A 24,208-nucleotide genomic window follows, 5' to 3' on the forward strand; every position below is an offset into this window, starting at 1 on the left:
CGCACACCCAGAGAACGTATGAGAAACCTCTCGCCCCTACTTCGCCCCACTCGATGGAACGACCGCCGGCGGCGCCAGCGGCGACGCCGCCTGCGACTGCGCCGAGCCCGTGTTGGAGTACGCCGACGGGGCCGCCATGCCCGCCGTCGGGTCCGCCGGGGCTTCCTCCGTCGGGGCGGGGAGGCCGCCGACGATGCTGATGTCCGCGCGGTCGAAGGCCTGCTTGATGCGCCAGCGCAGTTCGCGTTCGACGGACAGGGCCTTGCCCGGCATGGTCTTCGCGCTGACGCGGACCACCATCGAGTCCAGGATGACGCTGTCGAGGCCCAGGACCTCTATCGGGCCCCACAGGCGCTCGTTCCAGGGCTCGTCCTTGCTCATCGCCTCGCCGACCTCCGCGAGGACCGAGCGGACGCGGTCGAGGTCCTCGTCCGAGCGGACCGTGACGTCGACGCCGGCCGTGGCCCAGCCCTGGGAGAGGTTGCCGATGCGCTTGACCTCGCCGTTGCGGACGTACCAGATCTCGCCGTTGTCGCCGCGGAGTTTGGTGACCCGCAGGCCCACCTCGATGACCTCGCCGGACGCCACCCCCGCGTCGACCGTGTCCCCTACGCCGTACTGATCCTCCAGGATCATGAAAACGCCGGAGAGGAAATCCGTCACGAGGTTGCGGGCGCCGAAACCGATCGCCACGCCCGCCACACCGGCGGAGGCCAGCAGCGGCGCCAGGTTGATCTGGAACGTGCCCAGGATCATCAGCGCCGCCGTGCCCACTATCAGGAAGGACGCGACCGAACGCAGGACGGAACCGATGGCCTGCGAGCGCTGACGACGGCGTTCGACGTTGACCAGGAGGCCGCCGAGCGCCGTGCCGTCGACCGCCTGGGCCGTTCGGTTCATCCGGTCGATGAACTTCGTGATGGTCCGCCGCACGGCCACTCTCAGCACCACCGCGATGATCACGATGAGCAGGACGCGCAGTCCGATGCTGAGCCAGGTGGACCAGTTCTGCTCCACCCAGCTGGCGGCGTTGGTGGCGCTTTCCTGGGCGTCCTGGAGCGTCGGTGACGTCGGTTCCTCGGTGGGATCGGCGGCCGACAGGACGGACAAGAACACGGCAGGTACCTCCAGGCGTAGCGGCCCGCCCGTGGCAGGGGACATTTGGTGGAATGCCGACGGGCGGAAACACCACACTAACGGGGCACCGTGTGCGGATCGTTGCAATGTTCGAGGGAGAGACTGTGCTCACGTGGGGATGAAGGAGATGTGGTCGAAAACACTCCCAGCCCGTTACCGGGACATGGTGGCGCTTCCACCAGGCATGAGGGGAGACTGACTGCAGATCGTCCCGGCGCGAGCCACGCGCCGCCGGCGTACAAGGAGGCCGTCCGTGCCGCATGTCCTGGTCCTCAACGCGTCGTACGAGCCCCTCGGCGTCGTACCGCTCCGCCGCGCGCTCGTCCTGGTCCTTGAGAACAAGGCTGTCTCTCTTGAGGAATCCGGCGCCTTCATGCACAGCGCCACCGTCACCGTCCCCGCGCCCAGCGTGGTCCGGCTGAAAAGGTTCGTGCGGGTCCCTTACCGGGGGCCCGTTCCGCTGACCCGCCGGGCGCTGTTCGCCCGGGACGGCGGCCGGTGCATGTACTGCGGTGGCGTCGCAACCAGCGTCGACCACGTCATCCCGCGCAGCCGCGGGGGTCAGCACGTCTGGGACAACGTGGTGGCGTCCTGCCGCCGCTGCAACCACACCAAGGCCGACCGCCACCTGGTCGAGATCGGCTGGCGCCTGCGCCACAAACCCGCCCCGCCGTCGGGGCTCGCGTGGCGCATCATCGGCACCGGGCACCGGGATCCGCGCTGGCTGCCCTACCTGCAGCCGTACGGCGCGGAGGACGCGATGGCCCGGATCGACGGCATCTCCGCCTGACGATCCGGGCCTTTGGTTTGCCCCGGGCCGGCCCCGGCCCCGGTCCCGGGCAGGGCCCCGGCGAGACCCGGGGCCGCGTGCTGCCCGGGCGCCGGGTGGCCGGTGACTCGGCGGTGCGCACGGCCAGGCTGCAGGCCAGGGACCGACCGGCGGTCGCTCACGGTGTGCGCGCAGGCGCTCTTGGTGATCCGGGCGATCCGGGACAGAATGGGAAGAGGGGCACGATGTCCCGGCTGTCACGTCTGCGGGCCCGCCCGCTGGGTAGGGGCTGCCCTGACCCGCCCGCACGACGACCAAGGAGGCCCCCGTGGCCGCATCGGCACAGCTTCTGCTCTCGGCCCTCTCCAAACGCCCGGCGGACGTGACCGCCGACCCCGGATCCGACCCCCACCCGCTCTACTGCATCTTCAACGCCGGCGCCGAGGGCTCCTGCGCCGAGGCACCGCTCACCAGCGAACCGCCGCTGGCCGCTGCCGCGCCCCTCACCAGTGAACCTCCGCTCGCCGACGCCGCGCCCCTGACGAGTGAGCCGACTCCCCTGGGTGCCGCCGCCGGCCTGGTCCCGTCGGGGGTCTGATGCCGCTCTCCCGGCTCGCCGCGCTGTACGGCGTCGCCACGTCCTACAGTCCGTCCCCGGACCGCACGGTCGCGGCCTCGGACACGGCGGTCGTCGCCGCGCTCACCGCGCTGGGAGTCGCCGCGGGGACGCCGGCCGCCGTGCGCGGCTCCCTCGCGGCCCGCGAGAAGGAACTCCGGGAACGGCTGCTGCCGCCGACGGTGGTGTGCTGGACCGGGGCCACGCCCACGCCCCAGGCCCCGCCGCTGACCGGCGGCCCGGACACCCCCGCCGCCGCGGCCGACGACGCCGGCCCGGGAGCGGCGGCCGGCGGCGGGGCGGCCCCGGAGAGCGATACGGGCCCCGCCGCGCCGACCGGCCCACCCGGTGGCTCCTTGCTCGACGCCGCCCTCGCCGCCCTGCCCGCCGGGACCCGGCTGCGGGTGCTGACCGAGCAGGGGGAGGCCCGGGAGTCCGTCGAGGGGCTGCCCCCCGGCGTGCACGAGCTGACCGCCGCCGCCCCCGACGGGCGGACCGCGCGCGCCCACCTCGTCGTCGCCCCGGCGAAGCTGCCCGCGCCCGCCGGACGTGCGTACGGGCTGCTCGTGCAGGTCTACTCGCTGCTGTCCCGGCGCTCCTGGGGCATGGGCGACCTCGGGGACCTCACCGAACTGACGGCTTGGGCGGGGCGGGCGCTCGGGGCCGGATTCGTGCAGGTCAACCCGATGCACGCGGCGGTGCCCGGCGCCCCCACCGACCCCTCTCCGTACCGGCCCTCCTCGCGCCGCTACCCCGACCCCGTGTATCTGCGCGTCGAGGACATCCCCGAGTTCGCGTACGTCGACGAGGACGACCGCGAACGGCTGCTCGCGCTGCTGGCGCGGGCCCGCCGGCTGCGCGAATCCGTGCTCGACAAGGGCGCGTTGATCGACCGCGACGCCGTGTGGGAGCTGAAGCGCGAGGCCCTTGAGCTGGTGCGCGAGGTGCCGCTCGGGCCCGGCCGCCGGGCCGCCTACTGCGACTTCCTCGCCGAGGAGGGGCAGGCGCTGGAGGACCACGCCACCTGGTACGCCCTCGCGGAGGTGTACGGCTCCGACTGGACGCGGTGGCCGCAGGGCCTGCGCGACCCCCGCTCGGCCGAGACCGCCCGCGCCCGCGCCGAGTTGATGGACCGCGTCGACTTCCACAGCAGGCTCGCCTGGCTGACCGACGCCCAGCTCGCCACCGCCCAGCGCAGTGCCCGCGACGCCGGGATGCCGGTCGGGCTCGTGCACGACCTCGCCGTCGGGGTGCACCCCGGTGGCGCCGACGCCTGGGCGCAGCAGGAGGTCTTCGCGGCCGGCATGTCCGTCGGCGCGCCCCCGGACGCGTTCAGCGTCCAGGGCCAGGACTGGGGGCTGCCGCCCTGGCGCCCCGACCGCCTCGCCGAGTCCGGCTACGCCCCGTACCGCCGCCTCCTGCGGGCCCTCTTCCGGTACGCGGGTGCGCTGCGCATCGACCACGTCATGGGCCTGTTCCGCCTCTGGTGGGTCCCGCAGGGCCGCCCGGCCACCGAGGGCACGTACGTCCGTTACGACGCCGAGGCCATGCTCGCGATCCTCGCCCTGGAGGCCTCCCGCGCCGGGGCCCTGGTGATCGGCGAGGACCTCGGCACGGTGGAACCGGGCGTGCGCGAGAGCCTCCAGGAGCACGGCGTGCTCGGCACCTCCGTGCTCTGGTTCGAACGCGACTGGGACGGTACGGGTCTGCCGCTGCCCCCGGAGAGCTGGCGCGCCGACTGCCTCGCCACCGCCACCACCCACGACCTGCCGCCCACCGCGTCCCGCCTCACCGGCGACCACGTCGAACTCCGCGACCGGCTCGGCCTGTTGACCCGCCCCGTGGGCCAGGAGCGGGCCGAGGCGGCGGCGGACGTGGGGGAGTGGCTGGCGCTGCTCGCCCGGCTCGGGCTGCTGCAGGGGGCCGCAGGGGGCGTCTCGGAGCAGTCGGAGGAGGCGGAGATCCAGGCCGTGCACCGCTTCCTGCTGCGCACCCCCGCCCGCCTCGTCGGCGTCTGGCTCCCGGACGCCGTCGGCGACCGCCGCCCGCAGAACCTGCCGGGCACCTGGGACCAGTACCCGAACTGGCGCCTGCCCGTCGCCGACGCCGAGGGCCGGCCCGTCACCCTGGAGGAACTGGCCGCCTCGCCCCGGCTGCACGCCCTCATCGAGGTACTGCGCGAAGGCGGGTCCACCGGCGGCCGGGAGCCCTCCGCGTGAGGCCCCGGACGTCACGTACAGAACCGCGCCGCACCCCGTACGGCACCCCCGGGCGCGCGGCCGCAACAGGAGTTCGCTACGTTTGCACCGTGGACAAGAAGAACGCCCTGCGCGCCGGCGCCCTGGCTGCCGGTACGACGCTGATGATGCTCATGATGTCGTCCCCCGCGCTCGCGCTGACGCGCGACGACGGCGACGACCCCGCGCAGAAGCTGAGCGTCATCGAGACGCTGGGCCTCTACGTCGCGGCGCCGATCGGGCTGTTCGCGCTGATCGCCGGCCTGGTCTGGGTGCTCGACGGCTCGACGGACCGCCAGCCGCGGCGCAAGCCGGGAGGCAAGGGACAGGGCAAGATGCAGGGCCCGGACCAGGTCCGCGCTTCCTGACCCCGGTCCCCACCGAGTTCCGGAGTCTTTTCGAGGGCACCGCTCTCGCACCCGTACGCGGCTGATGCCGCCCGGGGGCGGGAGCGGTGCCCTCGGCGTGTCCCGGGCGGCGCCCTATGGTTGCGGACAGACGCCGGGCGACGCGCGCGGACAACCAGCCGCCGGCCGGCACCCCGTCCGGAACCGCCGGCACCAGGAGGCCGCCATGAACGGCACTGTCCGCAACGTCATCGTCGTCGGCGCGGGGCCCACCGGGCTGCTGCTCGCCGGTGACCTCGCCGCCGCCGGTGTCCCCGTCACCCTGGCCGAGCGCCGGCCGCGCGGCATCAGCAACCTCTCCCGCGCCTTCGTCCTGCACGCCCGCACGCTGGAGCAGCTCGACGCGCGGGGCCTCGCCGACGAGTTGGAGGCCAAGGGGCGGACCCTCGACCGGCTGCGGCTCTTCGGCCGGCTGACCGTCGACCTCACCACCCTGCACTCCCGCTTCAGGCACCTCCTCGTCCTGCCGCAGTACGAGGTGGAGAAGGCCCTGGAGCGGCGGGCCGTGGCGGCCGGGGTGCGGTTCGCGTACGAGACGGAGGCGACCGGTCTCGTACAGGACGCGGACGGGGTGACCCTCCGGGTGCGCGGGCCCGGCGGAAAGGCCAAGGAGCTGCGGGCCGCGTACGTCGTCGGGACGGACGGGATGCGCAGTGCCGTGCGGGAGGCGGTGGGGCTGCCCTTCCCCGGGCGGTCGGCCATCCGGTCCGTCGTCCTCGCCGACGTCAGGCTCGCCGAGCAGCCCGAGACGCTGCTGACGGTCAACGCGGTCGGGGACGCGTTCGCGTTCCTCGCGCCGTTCGGGGACGGCTACCACCGGGTGATCGGCTGGCACCGGGGCCGCGACGTCGCCGACAGCGAGCCTCTCGGGCTCGACGAGGTCAGGGAGATCACCCGGCTCGCGCTCGGCCGTGACTTCGGTATGCACGACGCCCGCTGGATGTCCCGCTTCCACAGCGACGAACGGCAGGCCCCCGCGTACCGGGTGGGCCGCGTGTTCCTCGCCGGGGACGCCGCGCACGTGCACACCCCGGCCGGCGGCCAGGGCATGAACACCGGCCTCCAGGACGCCGCGAATCTGAGCTGGAAGCTGGCGGCGACGGTCCACGGGTACGCGGGCGCCGGCCTGCTGGACACCTACCAGTCCGAACGGCACCCCGTCGGCAGGTCCGTGCTGCGCAGCAGCGGCGGGATCGTACGGCTCGCGATGGCCAAGCGCCCCGGGACGCTCGCGGCCCGCGCCCTGCTCACCACGTTCCTCGGCCACGCCCGCCCGGCCCGCACGCGCATGGTCGGCCAGGTCACCGGCATCGGCTACGCGTACCCGGCCCCGCGCGGCGCCCACCCCCTGGTCGGCAGGCGCGTCCCGGACGTGGTCCTGCGCGACGGCCGCCTGTACGAGGCCCTGCGCGACGGCGGGTTCGTCCTCGTCACCCCCGCCGACGGGACCGGCACCCCCACCCGCAAGGACCGCCTCCGCGTGGCTAGTTGGGCGAGCGAGCGGCGGACGAGCCTGCTGGTGCGGCCCGACGGGTACGCGGCCTGGGCGGCGGAGTCGGCGACCGCCGAGGAGACCGAAAGGGCGCTGACGCGGGCCCTCGGACGGGACTGACCGACCGGCCCACCGTCGCATTGCGTTGTTCGCAGGGTCGTACGAAAGGGGAAAGAGGCCGGGTTTACCGGGGTGATTGAATCTCTGACTTTCTTTCGGAAACGGAACCGCCGCCCGAAGTGAACCGAAAGGCAGGGAACTTGGCGCTTCGAAGCCTTGTTCTGGCTTTCCGGATGAGAGTATGAGGCCCGGGCGACCTGTGTGCGGTCGATGTGGGGGGCCATGATAAAGATTCTGATCGCCGAGGACATGGCGATGCTGCGCCGGGCGCTGGCCGAACTTCTGTCCCTGGAGGCGGACTTCGAAGTGGTGGCCGAAGTCGACCGCGGGGACGAGATCGTGCCGAGGGCGCGGGCCCTGCAACCGGACGTGGCGGTGCTCGACATCGGCCTGCCCGGCATGGACGGCATCTCCGCCGCCGCCGCGCTGGGCACCGCCGTGCCCGACTGCCGGATCCTGATGCTCACGGGCCTCGGCAACCCCAGCACGCTGCGACGGGCACTGGCGACACGTGCCACGGGCTTCCTGCGCAAGGACGCCGACCCCACCCAACTCGTGGGCGCCATCCGCGCGGTGGCCGCCGGCAAGCGGGCCGTCGACCCCCAGCTGGCGGTCGCGGCGCTCGAAGACGTGACACAGCCGCTGGCCCCCCGTGAGCTGGAGGTCCTGCGGCTCGCCGCCGCCGGCGAGGGCACCGCGGCGATAGCCCGCCGCCTGTTCCTGTCGCCGGGCACCGTGCGCAACTACCTGAGCAGCGCCGTGGTCAAGCTGAGCGCCCGCAACCGCATGGACGCGGTACGGATAGCCCGCGAGGGCGGCTGGATCTGACCCCGCCCACCGGCCGCGGGCTCAGGCCACGGTCGCCGAGTCGCGCAGCTCGCTCTCCGGAGGGCGGGCGGGACCGGCGGCGGTGCGCAGGACGGGCCGCTTGGACTCGTGCGTCCCGGCCGGAAGCGGAACGACCGCCGTCAGCGAGAACCACTTGTCGTCCATGATCTTGACGCTGAGCCTGCCGTCGACCGCTTCGATGCGTTCGCGAAGGTTGGTCAGTCCGCTGCCCGGCCGCGTCCCCACGCCGGGGCCGGACGGCTGCGCCGGAATCCCGTCGTTGGTCACGATCAGTCCGACGGCGCCCGGCTCGCGGCTGAGCTGGACGACGCAGGTCCCGACCCTGCTGTGCCGGAGCATGTTGGTGATCCCCTCGCGCAGGACCGTGGCCAGCGTGGTCTCTATGTGGGGCGGCAGGGGACCGGCGCCGCCGCGGAAGACGGCATGGATGCCCATGTCCTTGAGGGTCGCGAAGACGGTGTCGACCTCCGCGGTCAGCGACATGGCGCGGTAGGTCTGCGAGACGGCCCGCACGTCGGCGAAGGCCCGCTGGGTGGTGTCCAGGATCTCCGTCAGCTCCTGGTGGAGCCGGGCGTGCTTGGAGGGCGGCAGCCGTCGCGCCAGCTCGCACTTGAAGGCGATGGTGGTCAGGCTGATGCCCAGCAGGTCGTGCAGATCGCGGGAGAACCGCAGCCGCTCCGCCTCCAGCGCCATCCGGGTCAGCTCGCCGCGGGAGCGGTGGGCCTCCTGGACGAGCCGGGTCAGCTCGGACAGTCCGTACACCACCAGGCCGGTCAGCGCGGTCGCCACCGTCCCGTACCAGACCGAACCGCGGCCCAGGCCGGTCTCCAGCACGAGCACGCCGGCCGACGCCACGGCCGCCCCGTACGCGGGCCACTTCCAGCGGGAGGGGAGGACGAGCAGCGACGAGCCGGCGAGGAAGCCGGGGGCGGCGAGCCAGGCCTCGGCGTAGAAGAGAAACGGAAGGTACGTCAGGAGCGCCTGGAACCCGAGGGTCCAGTACTGCCGGCGGGCCAGCCGGGGCGACAGATGGGGAAAGGAATGCGCCAGTTGGAGCCCGTAGACCAGGAGCAGGGTCGTGACGCCCGTGCCGAGCCCGAGAGGTGAGGGGTGGCCCTCCACCAGGTAGGTCACCCCGATGCCGAAGAAGGCCACGAGCACTGCGACGGTGATGGCGATGGAGGTGCCGCGGGCGAGGTGCCTGCTTCGCGCGTCCTCCTGTTCGACGCGCGCACCGTCATGCAGGGCAGAACCTTGCATCTCTTCCCCCCGGACGAACCGAACGAATTAGTGAGTCAGGTTGTGCCGTGCCCACCCTCTCACGGCATACCGGGAGGATGAGAAGTCGCCATCGATAGTAATCGATCGAAACCGCTCGGAAGCGAAACTCGGTGGGGTGGAGTGTGCTTCGGACTCCCTAATGGAAGAAGACCGCCGACGAAGTGAAAAGGTTTGCTCCGGTGCGCGAAAACAAGTGGAGGATTTCATTCCGTAAAGAGGAATGCTTCATTCCGTCACAGGTGAAGGGGAAAGGGATTCAGCTCGGTGAAGTCCGTCGGCCGGGCCAGCCGGCCGAGCGCGACCGGTACGTCGAACAGCCGGCCCGGACCGAAGCCCGCCCAGTGCGGGCGCAGTCCGGGCACCAGCACCTTGGCGACGGGCAGCCCCACATCGGGACGGGTCTGGTCGAGGACGAGGACGTCGAGGCCGTGCCGGCGCAACCGCTCGACCAGCGCCCCGGCCTGGGCCGCGGCGTCGGCGGGCGGACGCGGCGCGGCGGGCGGCCGGGCCGAGCGGCGGGCGGCGGGCAGCAGATAGGGCATGCCCGCCGTCGTGGCGTGCCGGAACCAGGCGAGGGCCTCCGGGTCGTCACCGGTGTAGGCGGTGCCCCCGCCGGGCGGCCCGCCCGTCAACGGCGGCAGCATCTGGTTGAGTTCGGTCAGTGCCCGGCGCAGCGCGATCCGCGCGTCGAAGTGGGCGCCGAACCCCAGCACGACGTCCTCGGCCGGTTCGCCGATCCGCGCCGAGACGGCCGCGACCACGGGGATCCCCAGGTCGGACGTGAGATCGAGGGCCCACACCGACCTCCCCATGTCCCGCAGCGAGGCCAGGGTCCCGGCGGTCCACTCGTCCCGCCGGTCGAGGACCACACCGGGCTGCCGGGTGCGGTTGTACCACCACAGGGCGACCGCGTCCCGCTCCACCAGCTCCAGGCAGCCGTGTACGACGGCGTCCTCCAGACTGGTCCCGGCGGCGGCCCCGTTGGAGGTCGCCCGGCAGTAACGGGTGTCCGCGTCCGGGGCGTTGTAGTAGAGCAGGCTCGTCGGCGCGAGACGCTGCCGCTCCTCGGTCAGTGACCAGACGGGCGTCCAGTCGAGCGGGGCGTCCTCGTCGAAGGGCTCGGTCACCTGGTGGAAGGGGCCGTGCGCACGGTTCCAGGCCGCCCGGTCCGCGAACTGCCGCCGGTCGAAGAGCTGCACGGTGTCCGGGTGGACGGCCCGGTCCGCCAGCTCACGGTAACTGCCCCGCAGCCGCGGCTCGTCGCCCTGGAAGTACCCGCTGTACCGCTCAAGCGCCTCGGCCAGCGCACTCACCTTCGCGTGCGCCTCGGTGACGCCCTTGCCCGACCCGGGGCTGCGCAGCGGTGTGTGCAGCGCGGGCGGCGGCTTCGCCGGGTCCCAGGGCGGCTGGGCGCCCGCGTGGAAGCAGTTGAGGAACGCGGGCCCCCGCACATCCCGGCGGATCTCGCCGACCAGCCCGGTGACGGGGTCCACGAGATGCCCGTACCGGTCGAGGACCTCCTCGGGACCGGCCGTCCGATGGCCTCCGCCGCCGGTGTCGCGTACCGGCCGCGGGGACAGCACGACGGGGGCCGACACCCGGTCGCGTACGAGCAGGGGGTCGCCGCAGCGGGCGCACTGCGGGCGCCGCCGCACCGGATGGCGGCTGCTCTGAAGCGTGCGGGTGTCCAGCCGCCACAGCGTGCCCTGCTGCGGATCACGGTGTCCGGCCAGCCACTTCGCCGCCTCAAGCAGGGCCAGCTGCAGGGCCGCCGCCCGGCCCGTCGGCAGATACGACGGCCGGTGCCCGGCGGGCCCGCCGCGCCCGAGCCGGTGCTGGACGTACGCCTCGCCGCGCCGCCGCAGCCGCAGCCGGTCCGCGAGACAGCTCCAGCACGGGCCCTCGTCCGGGGAGAAGAACGGGCCCACCCACAGATGGGTGCCGCTCGCCCGCACGGGCAGCCAACTGCGGCCCGCCGCGCGGTGTTCCGCGTCCAGGGCGCTCAGCCGCGGATCGAGGTAGTCGTGGCACAGCGCCAGCGTCAGATCGGCCGGCCCGCCCGCGGCGGCGGCCCGCAGCCCGGCCGCCGCCACGGCCTCGCGCAGGGTGGCGCCGGTGTCCTCGGTGAGGTCGACCGGGGACAGCAGCGCGCCCCGGCCGTCGTCGGGCCCGGCCGCGAGACCCGTGAGGGCCCAGTAGGCGCGCTCGGGACCGGCGCGCCCGTCCGGCGGATAGGCGGACAGCAGACCCGCGTCCAGCAAAGTGGCCACGAGCCGTTCGGTGCGATCGGGTGACAGCGCGGGTGCCGCGTCGGCGACGATCCGGGGCAGGTCGCGGCTGCCGTCCAGCAACGGGGCCAGCAGCGCGACCTGTTCCCCGCCGAGCGTGGTCACCCGCTCCTCGGTCATCAGGAACACCGGCTCCCCGGGCGCCGATTCGACCCGCAGATGCGGTGCGAACCCCAGCCGGGGGAGCCCGTCGTCCGGGGCGGGACGGTTCATCGGGTCTGACGGCCGCCGTCCGCGGAGGATCCGGCGCCGGCACCGGGCATCCAGCAGATACAGATCCGGCCGTCGGTGGTGTCACCGGATTCGGGGCCGAATTCAGTGATCACGAGATCGTCGGCGCCTCTCGCGATCGCCGTGTCGCCGTCGTGCAGAGGCGTGATCCGTGACATGGGTGCTCCTTGTTCGCTGTCGGCTTCGGTCGCGCGCCCGACCCCTGCCGGGGCCCTGCGCGTTGCCGCCATCCTTACGGGCGTCACTGGCCGATACCAGTGCGTCACGCACAGGGCCCATATGAGAAATCCACATCTTGCGCATAGGTTCCTCATATGCCTGGCCGGGCCCCTGGCACTGGTTGATACCGGAAGTAGCCAGCGAGACTCCCTGAGCGAGGAGCACTTCGCGGCGCTCCGTGGACCACATGGGGGAGAAAAAGATGGACATATGGTTGCTGGGACCGCTGACGGCCGAGGTACGGGGCCGGTCGATCGTGCCGACAGCGGCGAAACCACGCCAGATTCTGGCCCTGCTGGCGATTCACGCCAACCGCGTCCTGCCCGTCGGGACGCTCATGGAGGAGATCTGGGGCAGCGAGCCGCCGCAGAGCGCGCTGGCGACCCTGCACACGTACATCCTCCAGCTGCGCCGGCAGCTCACCGCGGCCTACGGCGCCGACGCGGGAGTGTCCGCCAAGGACGTCCTCGTCACCCAGTACGGCGGCTACTGCTGGCAGGCGCCCACGGACGCCGTCGACGTACCGCGCTACGAGCGGCTGGTCGCCGCGGGCCGCGTCGCCACCGGCGAGGACCGGCAGGAGAGGGCGTCGGCGTACTTCCGTGAGGCGCTCGCCCTGTGGCGCGGGTCCGCGCTCGTCGACGTACGCATCGGACCCGTGCTGAGCATCGAGGTGGCCCGGCTGGAGGAGAGCAGGCTCGGGGTGCTGGAGCGCTGTCTGGAGGCGGACCTGAGGCTGGGTCGCCACGCGGAGCTGCTGACCGAGCTGATCGAGCTGACCGGACGCCATCCGCTGCACGAGGGGCTGCACGCCCAGTGCATGACGGCGCTGTACCGGGCGGGCCGCTCCTGGCAGGCACTCGACGTCTACCAGAGGCTGCGCCGCAGGCTGGCGGAGGAGCTGGGGCTCTCGCCCTCCCCGCGCCTGCAGCGGCTGCAGCAGGCGGTGCTCTCGGCGGAGCCGTGGCTGGACGTGCCCGGGCGCGGGGAGGACGCGCTGCTCGACCGCATGATCGGCTGACCACCGCCCCCGGGCCGCTCAGCCGTTCTTGGTGACGAACTCGACGATCGACTCCAGCATGTAGTCGGTCATCTCCTCGGTGATGCCCGGGTACACCCCGATCCAGAAGCTCTGCTCGGTGATGATGTCGGAGTTGCGCAGGTCCCCCGACACCCGGTGCGGGGTGCCGAGATACGCCGGGTGCCGGGTGAGGTTGCCGCCGAACAGCCGTCGCGTGCCGATACGCCGTTCCTCCAGGAAGGCGATCAGGTCGCGGCGGGTGTAGGTGGCGTCGGGCAGCACGGTCAGGACGAAGCCGAACCAGCTCGGGTCGCTGCCGGGGGTCGCGGTGGGCAGCAGCAGACCGGGGACGTCCGCGAGGCCGTCGCGCAGCCGCTGCCAGTTGCGCCGCCGCGCCGCGCCGAACTCCGGGAGCTTCTTCAACTGGCTGAGCGCCAGGGCCCCTTGGAGGTCGGTCGCCTTCAGGTTGTAGCCGATGTGCGAGAAGATGTACTTGTGGTCGTACCCCTTGGGGAGGTTGCCCAGCTGGTAGTCGAAGCGCTTGAGGCAGGTGTTGTCCTCGCCCGGCTCGCACCAGCAGTCCCGGCCCCAGTCACGGAACGACTCGACGATCCGCGCCAGTTCGAGGTTGCGGGTCAGGACGCAGCCGCCCTCGCCCGTCGTGATGTGGTGCGCGGGGTAGAAGCTGACGGTGGCCAGATCCCCGAACGTGCCCGTCATCCGCCCCTGGTAGGTCGAGCCCACCGCGTCGCAGTTGTCCTCGATCAGGAACAGCTCGTGATCGGTGGCCAGTTGCTGGATCTCCGCGACCTCGTAGGGGTTGCCCAGGGTGTGCGCGATCATGATGGCCCGGGTCCGGTCCGAGATCGCGGCCCGCACGCGGTCCGCCGTCGTGTTGTACGTGCCGAGTTCGAGGTCCACGAAGACGGGCACGAGGCCGTTCTGGAAGATCGGGTTCACCGTCGTGGGGAAGCCGCCGGCCACCGTGATCACCTCGTCGCCCGGCAGCAGCCGCTTCTCACCGAGCCGCGGGGACGTCAGCGCCGACAGGGCCAGCAGGTTCGCCGAGGAACCCGAGTTCACCAGATGCGCCTTGCGTACGCCGATGTGGCGGGCGAACCTGCTCTCGAAACGCCGGGAAGCCGCGCCGGCCGCGATCCGCAGATCCAGGGCCGCCTCCACCAGAGAGACCCGGTCCTCCTCGTCCAGGACCGCCCCCGAGGAGAGGATCGGTGTCACTCCCGGTACGAAGTTCCCGGGCTGCTGCTGCCGGTGGTACTCGCGAACCTGCTCCAGGACCAGGGCCTTGGTGTCCGACGTCATAGCCGTCCCTCCTGTAAGGATTGCCTCGGGGCCATGCTTGCGCCGCCCGGTAGAGGAGCCATGGAGTCCCCGCGGAAAGGGCCTGCTCCAGCGGGCTTCCAGGGCCTTTCGACCCGCTCCGGCTAGCTTGTTCGGCGACGTATCCGACAGGTGAGGTGGCAGATGCCCGAGGACACTCCACGACCCGGACTCCGCATGGGGGTGCTGGGCTGTGCCGACATCGCGGTGCGCCGCATCCTGCCTGCGATCGTGGAGCACCCGTCGGTGCGGCTGGTGGCCGTGGCGAGCCGCGACGGGGCCAGGAGCGCACGGCTCGCGGACCGGTTCGGCTGCGCGGCGGTGACCGGCTACCGGGCGCTCCTCGACCGGGACGACATCGACGCCGTCTATGTGCCGCTGCCGCCCGGCATGCACCACGAATGGGTCGCCGAGGCGCTCACCGCCGGCAAGCACGTCCTGGTGGAGAAGCCGCTCAGCACCACGTACGAGCAGAGTGCCGAACTGGTGGCGACGGCCGCCCGGCTCGGTCTGGCGCTCACCGAGAACTTCATGTTCCTGCACCACTCGCAGCACGCGGCGGTACGGGACCTGGCCCGCGAGGAGATCGGTGAACTGCGGGTCTTCTCCAGCTCCTTCGGCGTGCCGCCGCCCGACCCGTCGTCCTTCCGGCACGACGCGCGGCTCGGCGGCGGCGCCCTGCTGGACGTCGGCGTGTATCCGCTGCGCGCCGCCCAGCTCCAGCTCGACGGGGAACTCGACGTCCTCGGCGCCTGTCTGCGCGTCGACGAGGCCACCGGTGTCGACGTCGCCGGCAGCGCGCTGCTCTCCACGGCGACCGGCGTGACCGCCCAGCTCGACTTCGGCTTCCAGCACTCCTACCGCTCCGCGTACGCCCTGTGGGGCAGCCGGGGCCGGATCAGTGTGCCGCGGGCCTTCACCCCGCCCCGGGAGCACCGCCCGGTGGTCCGCCTCGAACAGCAGGACAGGACCACCGGTCAGACCCGCTCGGCCGTCGCCGGCATCCGCGTCAGCCGGTCGCGGTACCAGTCGACGACCTCGCGCAGACCGTCGTCGAGCGACCGCAGCGGCCGGTAGCCGAGCTCGTCACGGATCTTCGAGTCGTCCACCGCGTACCGCAGGTCGTGGCCCTTGCGGTCGGCCACCTGCCGGACCCGGGACCAGTCCGCGCCGCACAACTCCAGCAGCCTGGCCGTCATCTCACGGTTCGTCAGATGCGTACCGCCGCCGATGTTGTAGATCTCGCCCGCACGGCCGCCGGTCAGCACCGCGTGGACGGCCCGGCAGTGGTCGTCGACGTGCAGCCACTCGCGGACGTTGTCGCCGTCCCCGTACAGCGGCACGGTCCGGCCGGCCAGCAGCTCGGTGACGAACAGCGGGATGAGCTTCTCCGGATGCTGGCGCGGGCCGTAGTTGTTGGCGCACCGGGTGGTGCGCACGTCGAGCCCGTGGGTGCGCCAGTAGGAGCGGGCGACGAGGTCGCTGCCCGCCTTCGACGCCGCGTAGGGCGAGTTGGGCAGCAGCGGCTCCTCCTCCGTCCAGGTGCCCTCGGCGATGGACCCGTAGACCTCGTCCGTCGAGACGTGCACGAAGGTGCCCACCCCGCAGCGCAGGCTCGCCTCCAGCAGCGTCTGCGTGCCCAGCACATTGGTGGTCACGAACTCCGCGGGCCCGGTCAGGGAACGGTCGACATGGGTCTCGGCCGCGAAGTGCACCACCGCGTCGTGCCCGGGGAACACCTCCAGGAGCGCGTCGAGGTCCCGGATGTCCACCCGGCGGAAGTCCAGCCGCGGATCCTCCAGCGGCAGGTTGTCGGTGCTCCCGGCGTACGTGAGCAGGTCGACGACGGTCACCCGGCTCGGCCGGGGCCCGGGCAGGCCGCCGGAGAGCAGGGAGCGCACGTAGTGGGATCCGATGAAACCGGCGCCGCCGGTGATCAGGACACGCATGATCGGGACGTACCTCCGAGACGTCGACGCCCGTGGGCGCGGTGCTGGGCGGTCAGCCGCTCCAGTACGGGGACGACCTCCGCCGGGGTCGGATCGGACTCGGCCTCGGCGCGCAGCCGGGCGGCGGCCTGCGTGAACGAGGGCTCCTCCAGGAGCCGTACGAGCCTGCCGCGCAGCCCCTCCACCGTCACCTCGTGGGAGGGGAGATGCAGGCCCGCGCCCAGTTCCTGCTGGCGGCGGGCCCGCTCGATCGCGTCCCAGATCCAGCCCATGGCTATCTGCGGGACCCCTTCGACGAGCGCCGTCGACCAGGTCCCGGCACCGCCGTGGTGCACGACGGCCGCACAGGTCGGCAGCAGCGCGTGCAACGGTACGTGGTCCACCAGACGGACGTTGTCCGGGACGTGGGTGAGCAGGGCCCGTTCCTCGGCGCCGAGCGTGGCCACCACCTCGATGTCGAGCCCCTCGATCGCCTTGAGGACCAGGTCGACCGGGACCGCGTTCGGGAACTCCGAGGTCCGGGCCGTCAGGCCCAGGGTGACGCAGACCCGGGGACGGGTCGGCGGGACGCGCAGCCAGTCGGGTACGACGGCGGGCACCGGGCCGTTGTACGGGACGTAGCGCATCGGGACGGCCGGCAGGCCCGACGGCGGGCGGAAGCTGCGGGGCACCTGGTCCACCGACCACTGTCCCGTCACCGCCTCCTCGTCGAAGGGCAGGCCGTGGCGGGCCAGCGTCCACTGGAGCCACTGGCCGAGGGCGTCCTCGGGGTGCGCCGAACCCTGTCCGTCGGCCGGCCCCGGTCCATCGGCCGTCGCACCGCCCGTCGCACCGACCGTCGCACCGGGGCCGAGCTGGGCGAGGAACGCCTGCCGCATGGACAGGAACATGTCCGGGAACGACAGCACGCGCGCGTGGGCCGCGCCGGTCGCCTTCGCGGCCACCGCCCCCGCGAACGTGAACGGCTCCCACAGGACGAGGTCGGGCTGCCAGTCGCGGGCGAACGCCACGAGTTCGTCGACCATCGGATCGTCGTTGACCAGGGCGAAGAACGTGGCGGTCATCATCGTGTCCCAGCCTTTGAGGAAGGCGGGGGTGAGCTGACCGGGGGTGTCGGGGTCCAGCGACTGGTCGGCGTGGTGGGACAGCACGGAGTCGCCCACCCCCTTCACCATCGCGTCGAGACCGGGGTCGGCCCCCACGGGGACGGCGGTCAGTCCGGCCGCCGTGATGCTCCCCGTCAGCGCGGGCTGGCTCGCCACCCGAACCTCGTGCCCGGCGGCCCGCAGCGCCCAGGCGAGCGGCACGGACCCGTTGAAGTGCGCGTCCAGCGCGAAGGACGTCAGCAGAACCCGCATGGCCGGTCCTTTCTCTGCGGCGGTGTCACGACGGCCGCCGTCACGCGGAGGCGGTCGCGGAGGTGGTCAGGGTGTACTGAAGGACTCCGCCCAGGACGGGGGAGCGCATCCGGCGCTGGACACCGTCGGCCGGGGCAAGGTGCGGGTGGCGCTCGCGCAGGGTGCGTACCGCGGTCTCCGCCTGGAGCCGGGCGAACGCCCCGAAGAGGGAGGTGTGCGGGCCGGACAGCGCCAACTGCCCCTGTCCCACGGGCCGGGTGAGGTCGAAGTGATCCGGCGCCAGGAACACCTCGGGATCCCGGCCCGCCGCGCCCACATGCACGACGACCTGCGCGCCCGCGGGAATGTCCTGGCCGGCCAGCGTGAGGTCCTCGGCGGCGATCCGGCTCTCCAGACGCACCGGCGGCGCGTGACGCAGCGTCTCCTCCACGGCCCCGGCCGCGAGTTCCGGGTTCTCGCCGAGCAGCGCCCACTGCCTGGGATGCGCGAGCAGCGCCTCCACGGCGTTGTTGATCAGCCCGGCGGCCAGCTCGACGCCCACCGCGGCGGTCAGCACCCCGACGGCGAGGGCGTCCTCGGCGGCCGAGGCGCTTGAGCTGCCGGAGGCGTCGGCGCGCAGCACCGTGCTGAGCAGGTCGTCGCCCGGCTCGGACTGCCGTGCCGCGACGAGGTCGGCGACGAGGGCGCGTACGTCCTCCACCGCCTCGGTGAGCCGGCGGGTGACGGCGAGCGGCTGCGGGCAGAGCGCCGCGTCGAGCGCGACCCCGAGGGCGAGACACGCGTGGGCGAACCGTTCGCGCTGCGCGTCCGGGACGCCGAGCAGCGCGGCGGCGGCCTCGACGGCCACCGGGCGGGAGTAGTCCGCCATGAGGTCGAAGGAGGCACCGAGCCCGTCGGCGGTCTCCTGGTGGACGCGTTCGGCGTGCTTGCGGTGGCCGTCCGCCGCGCCCGCGCCGAGCACCGGGGCCGCCGACCGCTCCCAGCGCGCGTGGTCGGCGCCCGAGGCGTGCAGGAACGCCCGGTCCAGCGGAATGATGTGGCACAGCAGCGGATTGCTCCACGCGTCGGAGAAGACGTGCCGCTGCGGGCCCGGCAGATCGGCGTGCCGCAGGCTCAGCCGCGGATCGGCCAGCACCTCGGCGGCCACCGCGTGCCGGCCGGTGACGAAGGCCCCGGCGGCGCTCTGCCACAGCGGGGTCTCCGCCTCCCGTATACGGCGGGCCAGCACCACCGGGTCGTCGCTCTCCGCGCGCAGGGTGAGGGCGTACGGGTCGCCGCTGGTCCCGTAGATCCAGTGGAAGCCGCGGGCGGTCAGCAGATGGCGGCCGAGCTCGCTGTCGGTCTGCTGGATCTGCCGGTCCTGCTCGGGTGCGGCGGTGGTCGTCTCGTCGGTTTCCGTGTCGGTCACGGCAGTCTCCTTCGGGGCGGGGTGGGGCACAGCTGTGGCAGCGGGGCGTGGTGCGGGTCTCAGGTGAGGGACAGGCCGCCGTCGACCGCGAGCACCGCGCCGGTCGCGTAGCCGGCGCGCGGGTCGGTGAGCTGGACCGCCCACCAGGCGACGTCCTCCGGGCGGCCGACCCGGCCGGCCGGCACGACGGTGGCGATGTGCCGCAGGAAGCCCGCGTAGGCCTCCGGCGTCATGCCGGACCGTTCGCCGATACCGGTGTCGATCACGCCCGGGGCGAGGCCCAGGACCCGGATGCCGCGGGGCGCCAGTTCCACGGCCCAGGTCCGGGTGAGGAAGTCGAGCCCGGCCTTGGCGGCGCCGTAGATCCCGTTCTCCGGCCAGGCACGGCGGTACAGCGCGCCGGCCGAGCCGATGTTCAGCACGGTCCCGCCGCCGTGTGCCGCGAGGGCGTCCAGGGTCTGCCGGGTGAGCAGCAGCGGGGCCAGGAGGTTGGTGTCGAGCTGGTCGCGGGCCGCCTCCCGCTTGGTCTCCGCGAGGGCGGCGAAACCGCCGGAGGCCGCGTTGTTGACCAGCACGTCGATACGGCCGAACGCGTCCAGCGCCGCGTCGGTGACCGCCCGCGGGGTGTCGGGGTCGGTGAGGTCGGCGGTGAGGACGTCGATGCCGGGGTGTCCCTCGGCGGTCCGGGCGAGGGTCGCGGGCGTGCGGCCCACGACGAGCACACGGTCGCCGCGGTCGGCGAAGGCACGGGCCACGGCCCGCCCGATCCCGGTCCCGCCGCCGGTGACGATCACGCCCCGGGGCGCGGCGGTGTCCTGTGCCGCGCTCGTGCCGGGGGCCGCTGCGGTGTCCTGTGCCGCGTTCGTGCCCTGTGCGGCGTCCGTGTCCTGTGCCGCGTTCGTGTCGGGTGTCGCGCTCATGTCCGGGACCGTAGGCCGGGGCGCTCGATTCGCGGTCGACTCCCGCTACGGCCGGTCGTCACGGGTCACCACCCTGTCCTTGACCAGCAGTTCGCCCGCCTCGCGCACGAGCACGTCCCGGCAGACGCACATCAGGTGCAGCCGGGCGGGGCCGCCGCGCGGGACGGCGACGATCGACACCAGGCTCTCGGCGGTCAGCGAGCCGTCGTCGGCCGGGGTGACGGTGAGCATGCCGACGTAGTGGCGGTGGGTCTCCCCGGCGGCGGCGAGGCCCGCGGCGGCCTGCCGGGCGCCCTCGGTCAGGGCCGGACGGCCGCGTACGGGCTCCGGGAGCGAGGGCGGCTTGAAGGCGCCGTCCTCGGTGAAGGTGCCGGCCCAGGTCTCGGCCTCGCCCGAGTCCAGGTCCCGCATCTGCCGTGCGTAGAAGTGCTGTACCTCGGCGTAGACGTCCGCCGGGGCCGTCGGGGCCTGTGCTGCCATGGATGTTCCTTCCGCCGTGCACGTGGACCGGGCGGGTGCGTTCCCGGCCTCCGGGGCTGAGGTCACGACGGTGGCAGCGACCCCTCCAGGATCGGTCGAGCGCGGGGTGTGCGGGCGGGCCGGTGGCCGTACAGCCGGGCTCCAACGCTTCTCTAGCCGCGCTGGTGAGCATGGGCTGGCCGGACGCAGGAACGCCGGCGGAACGCTTGTGGAAACCCATCGCCGGGAGGCTCGTGTGCGCATCATCGACCTGTCCTCGCCCGTGGACGCGGCGGGTTTTGAACCCGATCCCGTGGTGCACGACGTGCTCGGCCCGAAGGAGGCCGCCACGCACATGAGTGAGGAGATGCGCGACCACTTCGGCATCGACTTCGACCCGGCGGTCCTGCCGGAGGGCGAGTTCCTCTCGCTCGACCGGCTCCAGCTGACGACCCACACCGGGACGCACATCGACGCGCCCTCGCACTACGGCACGCGTGCCTCCTACCGGGACGGCCCGCCCCGGCACATCGACGAGATGCCGCTCGACTGGTTCTTCCGGCCCGCGGTGGTCCTCGACCTCAGCGACCAGGGCACCGGCGCGGTCGGCGCCGACGTGCTGGAGCGGGAGCTGGACCGGATCGGCCACACCCTGTCGCCCATGGACATCGTGCTGCTGCGCACCGGCGCCGACGCGTGGTCGGGGACGCAGAAGTACTTCACGGACTTCACCGGCCTCGACGGCTCGGCCGTGCACCTGCTGCTCGACCAGGGCGTACGGGTGATCGGCACGGACGCCTTCAGCCTGGACGCGCCGTTCGGCGACATCATCGGCCGCTACCGCGAGACCGGGGACCGCTCGGTGCTGTGGCCCGCCCACATGATCGGCCGCGACCGGGAGTACTGCCAGATCGAACGGCTCGCGGGGCTGGACCAGCTGCCCGTCTCCCGCGGCTTCCGGCTCGCGTGCTTCCCCGTCCGGATCGCCGGCGCCGGCGCGGGCTGGGCGAGGGCGGTGGCACTGCTCGACGAGGACGAGTGAGCGGACGGCCGGGCAGCACCGCGGCCCGGCGGACCACGTTCCACGCCCACCAGGGCGACAACGGGAGGAGACACACATGTACGGCCGGGAACTCGCGGACGTGTACGAGGCCATCTACCGCAGCCGCGGCAAGGACTGGGGGGAGGAGGCCGCGGACGTCTCGCGGCTCATCGCCGAACGCCGCCCGGGTGCCGACTCGCTGCTCGACGTCGCCTGCGGCACGGGCGCCCATCTCAGCGTGTTCGGCGAGCGGTTCGAGGTCGCCGAGGGGCTGGAGATCGCGGAGCCGATGCGCCGGCTCGCCGAACAGCGGCTGCCCGGCACCACGGTCCACGCGGGCGACATGCGCGACTTCTCGCTCGGCCGCACCTACACCGCGGTGAGCTGCATGTTCTGCGCCATCGGCTATCTGGAGACACTGGACGACATGCGGTCCGCCGTGCGGTCGATGGCCGCGCACCTGGAGCCCGGCGGCGTCCTGGTCGTCGAACCCTGGTGGTTCCCCGAGAACTTCATCGAGGGCTATGTCGCGGGCGACCTGGCCCGTGAGGAGCACCGCACGATCGCGCGGATCTCGCACACCACCCGCAAGGGCCGGGCCACCCGCATGGAGGTCCGTTTCACCGTGGGGGACGCCACCGGAATCCAGCAGTTCACCGAGATCGACGTGCTGCACCTGTTCACCAAGGAGGAGTACGTCGCCGCGTTCACCGACGCGGGCTGCTCCGTGGAATTCCTGGAGGACGGTCCCACCGGCCGCGGCCTTTTCATCGGTGTACGCGAGAAGAACTGAGAGCAGCCGGCCGGGATGCTCAGGGTGCCATTTCGCGGGCCACCGACATCACGTACTGGCCGTATCCCGACTGGGACATCTGCTCGCCGAGCCGGTAGCAGTCGTCCGCGTCGATGAATCCCATCCGGAGTGCGACCTCCTCGACGCAGGCGATGCGCACACCCTGCCGTTCTTCGAGGGTCCGCACATATTGCGCGGCCTGCAGCAGGGATTCCGGAGTTCCGGCGTCGAGCCAGGCGAAACCGCGGCCGAGATCGACCAGACGGGCTCGGCCGCGGGCCAGGTAATTCCGGTTGACGTCGGTGATCTCCAGTTCTCCGCGCGCCGAGGGGCGGAGATTCTTGGCGATGTCCACCACTTCGTTGTCGTAGAGATAGAGCCCGGTGATGGCGAGGTCGGAGCGCGGCCGGGCCGGCTTCTCCTCCAGGGACACCAGACGCCCCGACGCGTCGGTCTCGCCCACCCCGTAGCGCTCCGGGTCCTCCACGGGATAACCGAACAGCACACAGCCCTGTACGTCTTTGACGTTGCTCTGGAGCAGGTCGTAGAAGTGGTAGCCGTGGAAGATGTTGTCGCCGAGCACCAGGGCCACGTCGTCGTCGCCCACATGGTCGGCGCCGATGACGAAGGCCTCGGCCAGCCCGGCAGGACGGTTCTGCACCGCGTAGTCGATGTGGACGCCGAGCTGTGATCCGTCGCCCAGGAGCCGGCGGAACTGGTCCAGGTCGCGCTCGGTGCAGATGAGCAGGATCTCCTTGATGTCCGCGAGCATCAGCACCGAGAGCGGATAGTAGATCATCGGTTTGTCGCCGACCGGGAGAAGCTGTTTCGACACGGAAACGGTTATTGGATGGAGCCTTGTTCCCGTACCGCCGGCGAGAATAATCCCCTTCATGGGTATGCCCCTGTCCTCGATTTCTGCCCATGCTAACGACCGAATTCGTTCGGCAGCAAGCAGGAAATCCCCTGGTCCAGGGAAATTCGAGCGGTAATAGAGGGAGAATGCGGGTTGTGGGCCGGCCCGGCAATGTGATGTGCTGCGAGGGGACGGTGACACCCTGCGGCAAGGCAATCATGTCAGCAATGGGAGGGAAGCGAATTCGATGACGACTCTCGTATGGGACTACCAGCAGGAATACGAGAACGAACGCGCCGATATTCTGGACGCCGTGGAAACGGTCTTCAACTCGGGTCAGCTCGTCCTCGGTGACAGTGTCCGCGGCTTCGAGGAGGAGTTCGCCGGCTACCACGGCGCGAGCCACTGCGTCGGCGTCGACAACGGCACCAACGCGATCAAGCTGGCGCTCCAGTCGCTCGGCGTCGGCCCCGGGGACGAGGTCGTCACGGTGTCCAACACCGCGGCCCCCACCGTGATCGCGATCGACTCGGTGGGCGCCACCCCGGTGTTCGTCGACGTCGACCCGGACAGCTACCTCATGGACACCGAGCAGGTGGCCGCCGTCCTCACCCCCCGGACCCGCTGCCTGCTCCCCGTCCACCTCTACGGACAGTGCGTCGACCTGGCGCCCCTGGAGGCACTCGCCGCCGAGCACGGCCTGGTCCTCGTCGAGGACTGCGCCCAGGCCCACGGCGCCCGCCGCGACGGACGGCTGGCCGGCACCACCGGGGACGCCGCCGCCTTCTCCTTCTACCCGACGAAGGTGCTCGGCGCCTACGGCGACGGCGGGGCCGTGGTGACCTCCCGGGACGACGCCCACCGTGCCCTGCGCCGGCTGCGCTACTACGGCATGGAGGAGCGGTACTACGTCGTCGGCACCCCGGGCCACAACTCCCGCCTCGACGAGGTGCAGGCCGAGATCCTGCGCCGCAAACTCCGCCGCCTCGACACCTACGTCGAGGGGCGCCGGGCCGTCGCCCGCCGCTACGAGGAGGGGCTCGGCGACACCGGCCTGGTGCTGCCGCACACCGTCCCCGGCAACGAGCACGTCTACTACGTCTACACGGTCCGCCACCCCCGGCGCGACGACATCATCAAGGCCCTGAAGACGTACGACATCGAGCTGAACATCAGCTATCCCTGGCCGGTGCACACGATGTCCGGGTTCGCCCACCTCGGCTACCGGGCGGGCTCGCTGCCCGTCACCGAGGAACTGGCGGGCCAGATCTTCTCGCTGCCCATGTATCCGGCCCTCGCACCGGACATCCAGGACAAGGTGATCAGCGCGGTGCGTGGCGTGCTGGACAGCCTCTGAACCCGTGCGGCGGGCCCGCCCCGGCCCGCCCCGCGCACACCGAAGGCCCGGCGGAGGG

The 24,208-nt window shown here is 72.4% G+C and carries 22 protein-coding genes; 11 read left to right on the forward strand and 11 right to left on the reverse strand.

The window, feature by feature from the left end; all coding sequences use genetic code 11:
* Positions 1-36 precede the first annotated feature (36 nt).
* Positions 37-1,161: a mechanosensitive ion channel family protein gene (locus tag ACFWGJ_RS22905; protein WP_387327440.1), complete on the reverse strand. Its 1,125-nt coding sequence runs from the start codon at positions 1,159-1,161 to the stop codon at positions 37-39.
* Positions 1,162-1,390: 229 nt separating this feature from the next.
* Between ACFWGJ_RS22905 and ACFWGJ_RS22910 the strand changes: the two genes are divergently transcribed.
* The 6 genes from ACFWGJ_RS22910 (at position 1,391) to ACFWGJ_RS22935 (ending at position 7,606) form a co-directional block, all read left to right on the forward strand.
* Positions 1,391-1,927, forward strand: coding sequence for an HNH endonuclease (locus ACFWGJ_RS22910; protein WP_107016193.1), 537 nt, complete (start codon positions 1,391-1,393; stop codon positions 1,925-1,927).
* A 307-nt stretch (positions 1,928-2,234) separates the two neighbouring features.
* The gene (locus ACFWGJ_RS22915; RefSeq protein WP_387327443.1) at positions 2,235-2,504 is read left to right on the forward strand and encodes a hypothetical protein; all 270 of its coding nucleotides are present in this window, start codon (positions 2,235-2,237) and stop codon (positions 2,502-2,504) included.
* Positions 2,504-4,741 carry a 4-alpha-glucanotransferase gene (gene malQ, locus ACFWGJ_RS22920; protein ID WP_387327445.1) on the forward strand — a complete coding sequence of 746 codons (2,238 nt, stop codon included), beginning with the start codon at positions 2,504-2,506 and terminating at the stop codon, positions 4,739-4,741. Before ACFWGJ_RS22915 ends, malQ begins: the two co-directional genes overlap by 1 nt.
* A gap of 89 nt (positions 4,742-4,830) precedes the next feature.
* The gene (locus ACFWGJ_RS22925) at positions 4,831-5,127 is read left to right on the forward strand and encodes a hypothetical protein (RefSeq protein WP_387327448.1); all 297 of its coding nucleotides are present in this window, start codon (positions 4,831-4,833) and stop codon (positions 5,125-5,127) included.
* A gap of 205 nt (positions 5,128-5,332) precedes the next feature.
* A complete protein-coding gene (locus tag ACFWGJ_RS22930; protein WP_387327451.1) occupies positions 5,333-6,778 on the forward strand; it encodes an FAD-dependent monooxygenase in 1,446 nt (481 codons plus the stop codon).
* A gap of 222 nt (positions 6,779-7,000) precedes the next feature.
* Entirely contained in the window at positions 7,001-7,606 is a 606-nt protein-coding gene (locus ACFWGJ_RS22935; RefSeq protein WP_328938524.1) for a response regulator transcription factor, read from the forward strand.
* A 21-nt stretch (positions 7,607-7,627) separates the two neighbouring features.
* On the opposite strand, the gene ACFWGJ_RS22940 is transcribed toward ACFWGJ_RS22935, so the two are convergent.
* The 3 genes from ACFWGJ_RS22940 to ACFWGJ_RS22950 all read right to left on the reverse strand — a co-directional run bounded on the left by ACFWGJ_RS22940 (position 7,628) and on the right by ACFWGJ_RS22950 (position 11,585).
* Entirely contained in the window at positions 7,628-8,887 is a 1,260-nt protein-coding gene (locus ACFWGJ_RS22940; protein WP_387327454.1) for a sensor histidine kinase, read from the reverse strand.
* A 254-nt stretch (positions 8,888-9,141) separates the two neighbouring features.
* The gene (locus tag ACFWGJ_RS22945; RefSeq protein WP_387327457.1) at positions 9,142-11,409 is read right to left on the reverse strand and encodes a TOMM precursor leader peptide-binding protein; all 2,268 of its coding nucleotides are present in this window, start codon (positions 11,407-11,409) and stop codon (positions 9,142-9,144) included.
* Positions 11,406-11,585 carry a hypothetical protein gene (locus tag ACFWGJ_RS22950; protein WP_387327460.1) on the reverse strand — a complete coding sequence of 60 codons (180 nt, stop codon included), beginning with the start codon at positions 11,583-11,585 and terminating at the stop codon, positions 11,406-11,408. Before ACFWGJ_RS22950 ends, ACFWGJ_RS22945 begins: the two co-directional genes overlap by 4 nt.
* A 263-nt stretch (positions 11,586-11,848) precedes the next feature.
* Between ACFWGJ_RS22950 and ACFWGJ_RS22955 the strand changes: the two genes are divergently transcribed.
* Entirely contained in the window at positions 11,849-12,667 is an 819-nt protein-coding gene (locus ACFWGJ_RS22955; RefSeq protein ID WP_381834049.1) for a BTAD domain-containing putative transcriptional regulator, read from the forward strand.
* A gap of 18 nt (positions 12,668-12,685) precedes the next feature.
* On the opposite strand, the gene rfbH is transcribed toward ACFWGJ_RS22955, so the two are convergent.
* On the reverse strand, positions 12,686-13,990 hold the full coding sequence (gene rfbH / locus ACFWGJ_RS22960) for a lipopolysaccharide biosynthesis protein RfbH (RefSeq protein ID WP_387327463.1): 1,305 nt from the start codon (positions 13,988-13,990) through the stop codon (positions 12,686-12,688).
* 162 nt (positions 13,991-14,152) lie between these two features.
* Between rfbH and ACFWGJ_RS22965 the strand changes: the two genes are divergently transcribed.
* A complete protein-coding gene (locus ACFWGJ_RS22965) occupies positions 14,153-15,085 on the forward strand; it encodes a Gfo/Idh/MocA family protein (RefSeq protein WP_387327466.1) in 933 nt (310 codons plus the stop codon).
* Here ACFWGJ_RS22965 and rfbB read toward each other — a convergent pair.
* From rfbB to ACFWGJ_RS22990, 5 genes are read right to left on the reverse strand one after another with little or no spacing between them, the layout of a single operon-like run.
* Entirely contained in the window at positions 14,986-15,957 is a 972-nt protein-coding gene (gene rfbB / locus ACFWGJ_RS22970) for a dTDP-glucose 4,6-dehydratase (protein WP_387327469.1), read from the reverse strand. The genes ACFWGJ_RS22965 and rfbB overlap by 100 nt on opposite strands.
* Positions 15,945-17,315, reverse strand: coding sequence for an activator-dependent family glycosyltransferase (locus tag ACFWGJ_RS22975; RefSeq protein WP_387327472.1), 1,371 nt, complete (start codon positions 17,313-17,315; stop codon positions 15,945-15,947). The genes rfbB and ACFWGJ_RS22975 overlap by 13 nt, the downstream gene beginning before the upstream one ends.
* 40 nt (positions 17,316-17,355) lie before the next feature.
* Entirely contained in the window at positions 17,356-18,723 is a 1,368-nt protein-coding gene (locus tag ACFWGJ_RS22980; RefSeq protein ID WP_387327475.1) for a P450-derived glycosyltransferase activator, read from the reverse strand.
* Positions 18,724-18,782: 59 nt separating this feature from the next.
* Positions 18,783-19,643: an SDR family NAD(P)-dependent oxidoreductase gene (locus ACFWGJ_RS22985; protein ID WP_387327478.1), complete on the reverse strand. Its 861-nt coding sequence runs from the start codon at positions 19,641-19,643 to the stop codon at positions 18,783-18,785.
* 45 nt (positions 19,644-19,688) lie between these two features.
* Positions 19,689-20,123, reverse strand: coding sequence for a nuclear transport factor 2 family protein (locus tag ACFWGJ_RS22990; protein WP_267029096.1), 435 nt, complete (start codon positions 20,121-20,123; stop codon positions 19,689-19,691).
* Positions 20,124-20,358: 235 nt separating this feature from the next.
* Here ACFWGJ_RS22990 and ACFWGJ_RS22995 point away from each other — a divergent pair, with 235 nt between their 5' ends.
* Both ACFWGJ_RS22995 and ACFWGJ_RS23000 read left to right on the forward strand, forming a co-directional pair.
* The gene (locus ACFWGJ_RS22995) at positions 20,359-21,144 is read left to right on the forward strand and encodes a cyclase family protein (protein ID WP_210882558.1); all 786 of its coding nucleotides are present in this window, start codon (positions 20,359-20,361) and stop codon (positions 21,142-21,144) included.
* 76 nt (positions 21,145-21,220) lie between these two features.
* The gene (locus tag ACFWGJ_RS23000; protein WP_387327482.1) at positions 21,221-21,937 is read left to right on the forward strand and encodes a class I SAM-dependent methyltransferase; all 717 of its coding nucleotides are present in this window, start codon (positions 21,221-21,223) and stop codon (positions 21,935-21,937) included.
* Positions 21,938-21,956: 19 nt separating this feature from the next.
* Here ACFWGJ_RS23000 and rfbA read toward each other — a convergent pair whose 3' ends face one another.
* Entirely contained in the window at positions 21,957-22,832 is an 876-nt protein-coding gene (gene rfbA / locus ACFWGJ_RS23005) for a glucose-1-phosphate thymidylyltransferase RfbA (protein ID WP_387327485.1), read from the reverse strand.
* A 208-nt stretch (positions 22,833-23,040) separates the two neighbouring features.
* Here rfbA and ACFWGJ_RS23010 point away from each other — a divergent pair, with 208 nt between their 5' ends.
* Entirely contained in the window at positions 23,041-24,150 is a 1,110-nt protein-coding gene (locus tag ACFWGJ_RS23010) for a DegT/DnrJ/EryC1/StrS family aminotransferase (RefSeq protein ID WP_387327487.1), read from the forward strand.
* Positions 24,151-24,208 lie beyond the last annotated feature (58 nt).

This window comes from Streptomyces sp. NPDC060205 (assembly GCF_042728395.1).
In the GTDB taxonomy this organism is placed as follows: Bacteria; Actinomycetota; Actinomycetes; order Streptomycetales; family Streptomycetaceae; genus Streptomyces.

Excerpts from the sequence above, each read along its gene's own strand:
- ACFWGJ_RS23000 (WP_387327482.1), top strand. The coding sequence starts at position 21,221 with ATGTACGGCCGGGAACTCGCGGACGTGTACGAGGCCATCTACCGCAGC.
- ACFWGJ_RS22935 (WP_328938524.1), top strand. The coding sequence starts at position 7,001 with ATGATAAAGATTCTGATCGCCGAGGACATGGCGATGCTGCGCCGGGCG.
- ACFWGJ_RS23010 (WP_387327487.1), top strand. The coding sequence starts at position 23,041 with ATGACGACTCTCGTATGGGACTACCAGCAGGAATACGAGAACGAACGC.
- ACFWGJ_RS22985 (WP_387327478.1), bottom strand. The coding sequence starts at position 19,643 with ATGAGCGCGACACCCGACACGAACGCGGCACAGGACACGGACGCCGCA.
- ACFWGJ_RS22950 (WP_387327460.1), bottom strand. The coding sequence starts at position 11,585 with ATGTCACGGATCACGCCTCTGCACGACGGCGACACGGCGATCGCGAGA.
- rfbH (WP_387327463.1), bottom strand. The coding sequence starts at position 13,990 with ATGACGTCGGACACCAAGGCCCTGGTCCTGGAGCAGGTTCGCGAGTAC.
- rfbB (WP_387327469.1), bottom strand. The coding sequence starts at position 15,957 with ATGCGTGTCCTGATCACCGGCGGCGCCGGTTTCATCGGATCCCACTAC.
- ACFWGJ_RS22905 (WP_387327440.1), bottom strand. The coding sequence starts at position 1,161 with ATGTCCCCTGCCACGGGCGGGCCGCTACGCCTGGAGGTACCTGCCGTG.
- ACFWGJ_RS22955 (WP_381834049.1), top strand. The coding sequence starts at position 11,849 with ATGGACATATGGTTGCTGGGACCGCTGACGGCCGAGGTACGGGGCCGG.
- ACFWGJ_RS22945 (WP_387327457.1), bottom strand. The coding sequence starts at position 11,409 with ATGAACCGTCCCGCCCCGGACGACGGGCTCCCCCGGCTGGGGTTCGCA.
- ACFWGJ_RS22930 (WP_387327451.1), top strand. The coding sequence starts at position 5,333 with ATGAACGGCACTGTCCGCAACGTCATCGTCGTCGGCGCGGGGCCCACC.
- ACFWGJ_RS22965 (WP_387327466.1), top strand. The coding sequence starts at position 14,153 with ATGCCCGAGGACACTCCACGACCCGGACTCCGCATGGGGGTGCTGGGC.
- ACFWGJ_RS22990 (WP_267029096.1), bottom strand. The coding sequence starts at position 20,123 with ATGGCAGCACAGGCCCCGACGGCCCCGGCGGACGTCTACGCCGAGGTA.
- malQ (WP_387327445.1), top strand. The coding sequence starts at position 2,504 with ATGCCGCTCTCCCGGCTCGCCGCGCTGTACGGCGTCGCCACGTCCTAC.
- ACFWGJ_RS22975 (WP_387327472.1), bottom strand. The coding sequence starts at position 17,315 with ATGCGGGTTCTGCTGACGTCCTTCGCGCTGGACGCGCACTTCAACGGG.
- rfbA (WP_387327485.1), bottom strand. The coding sequence starts at position 22,832 with ATGAAGGGGATTATTCTCGCCGGCGGTACGGGAACAAGGCTCCATCCA.
- ACFWGJ_RS22940 (WP_387327454.1), bottom strand. The coding sequence starts at position 8,887 with ATGCAAGGTTCTGCCCTGCATGACGGTGCGCGCGTCGAACAGGAGGAC.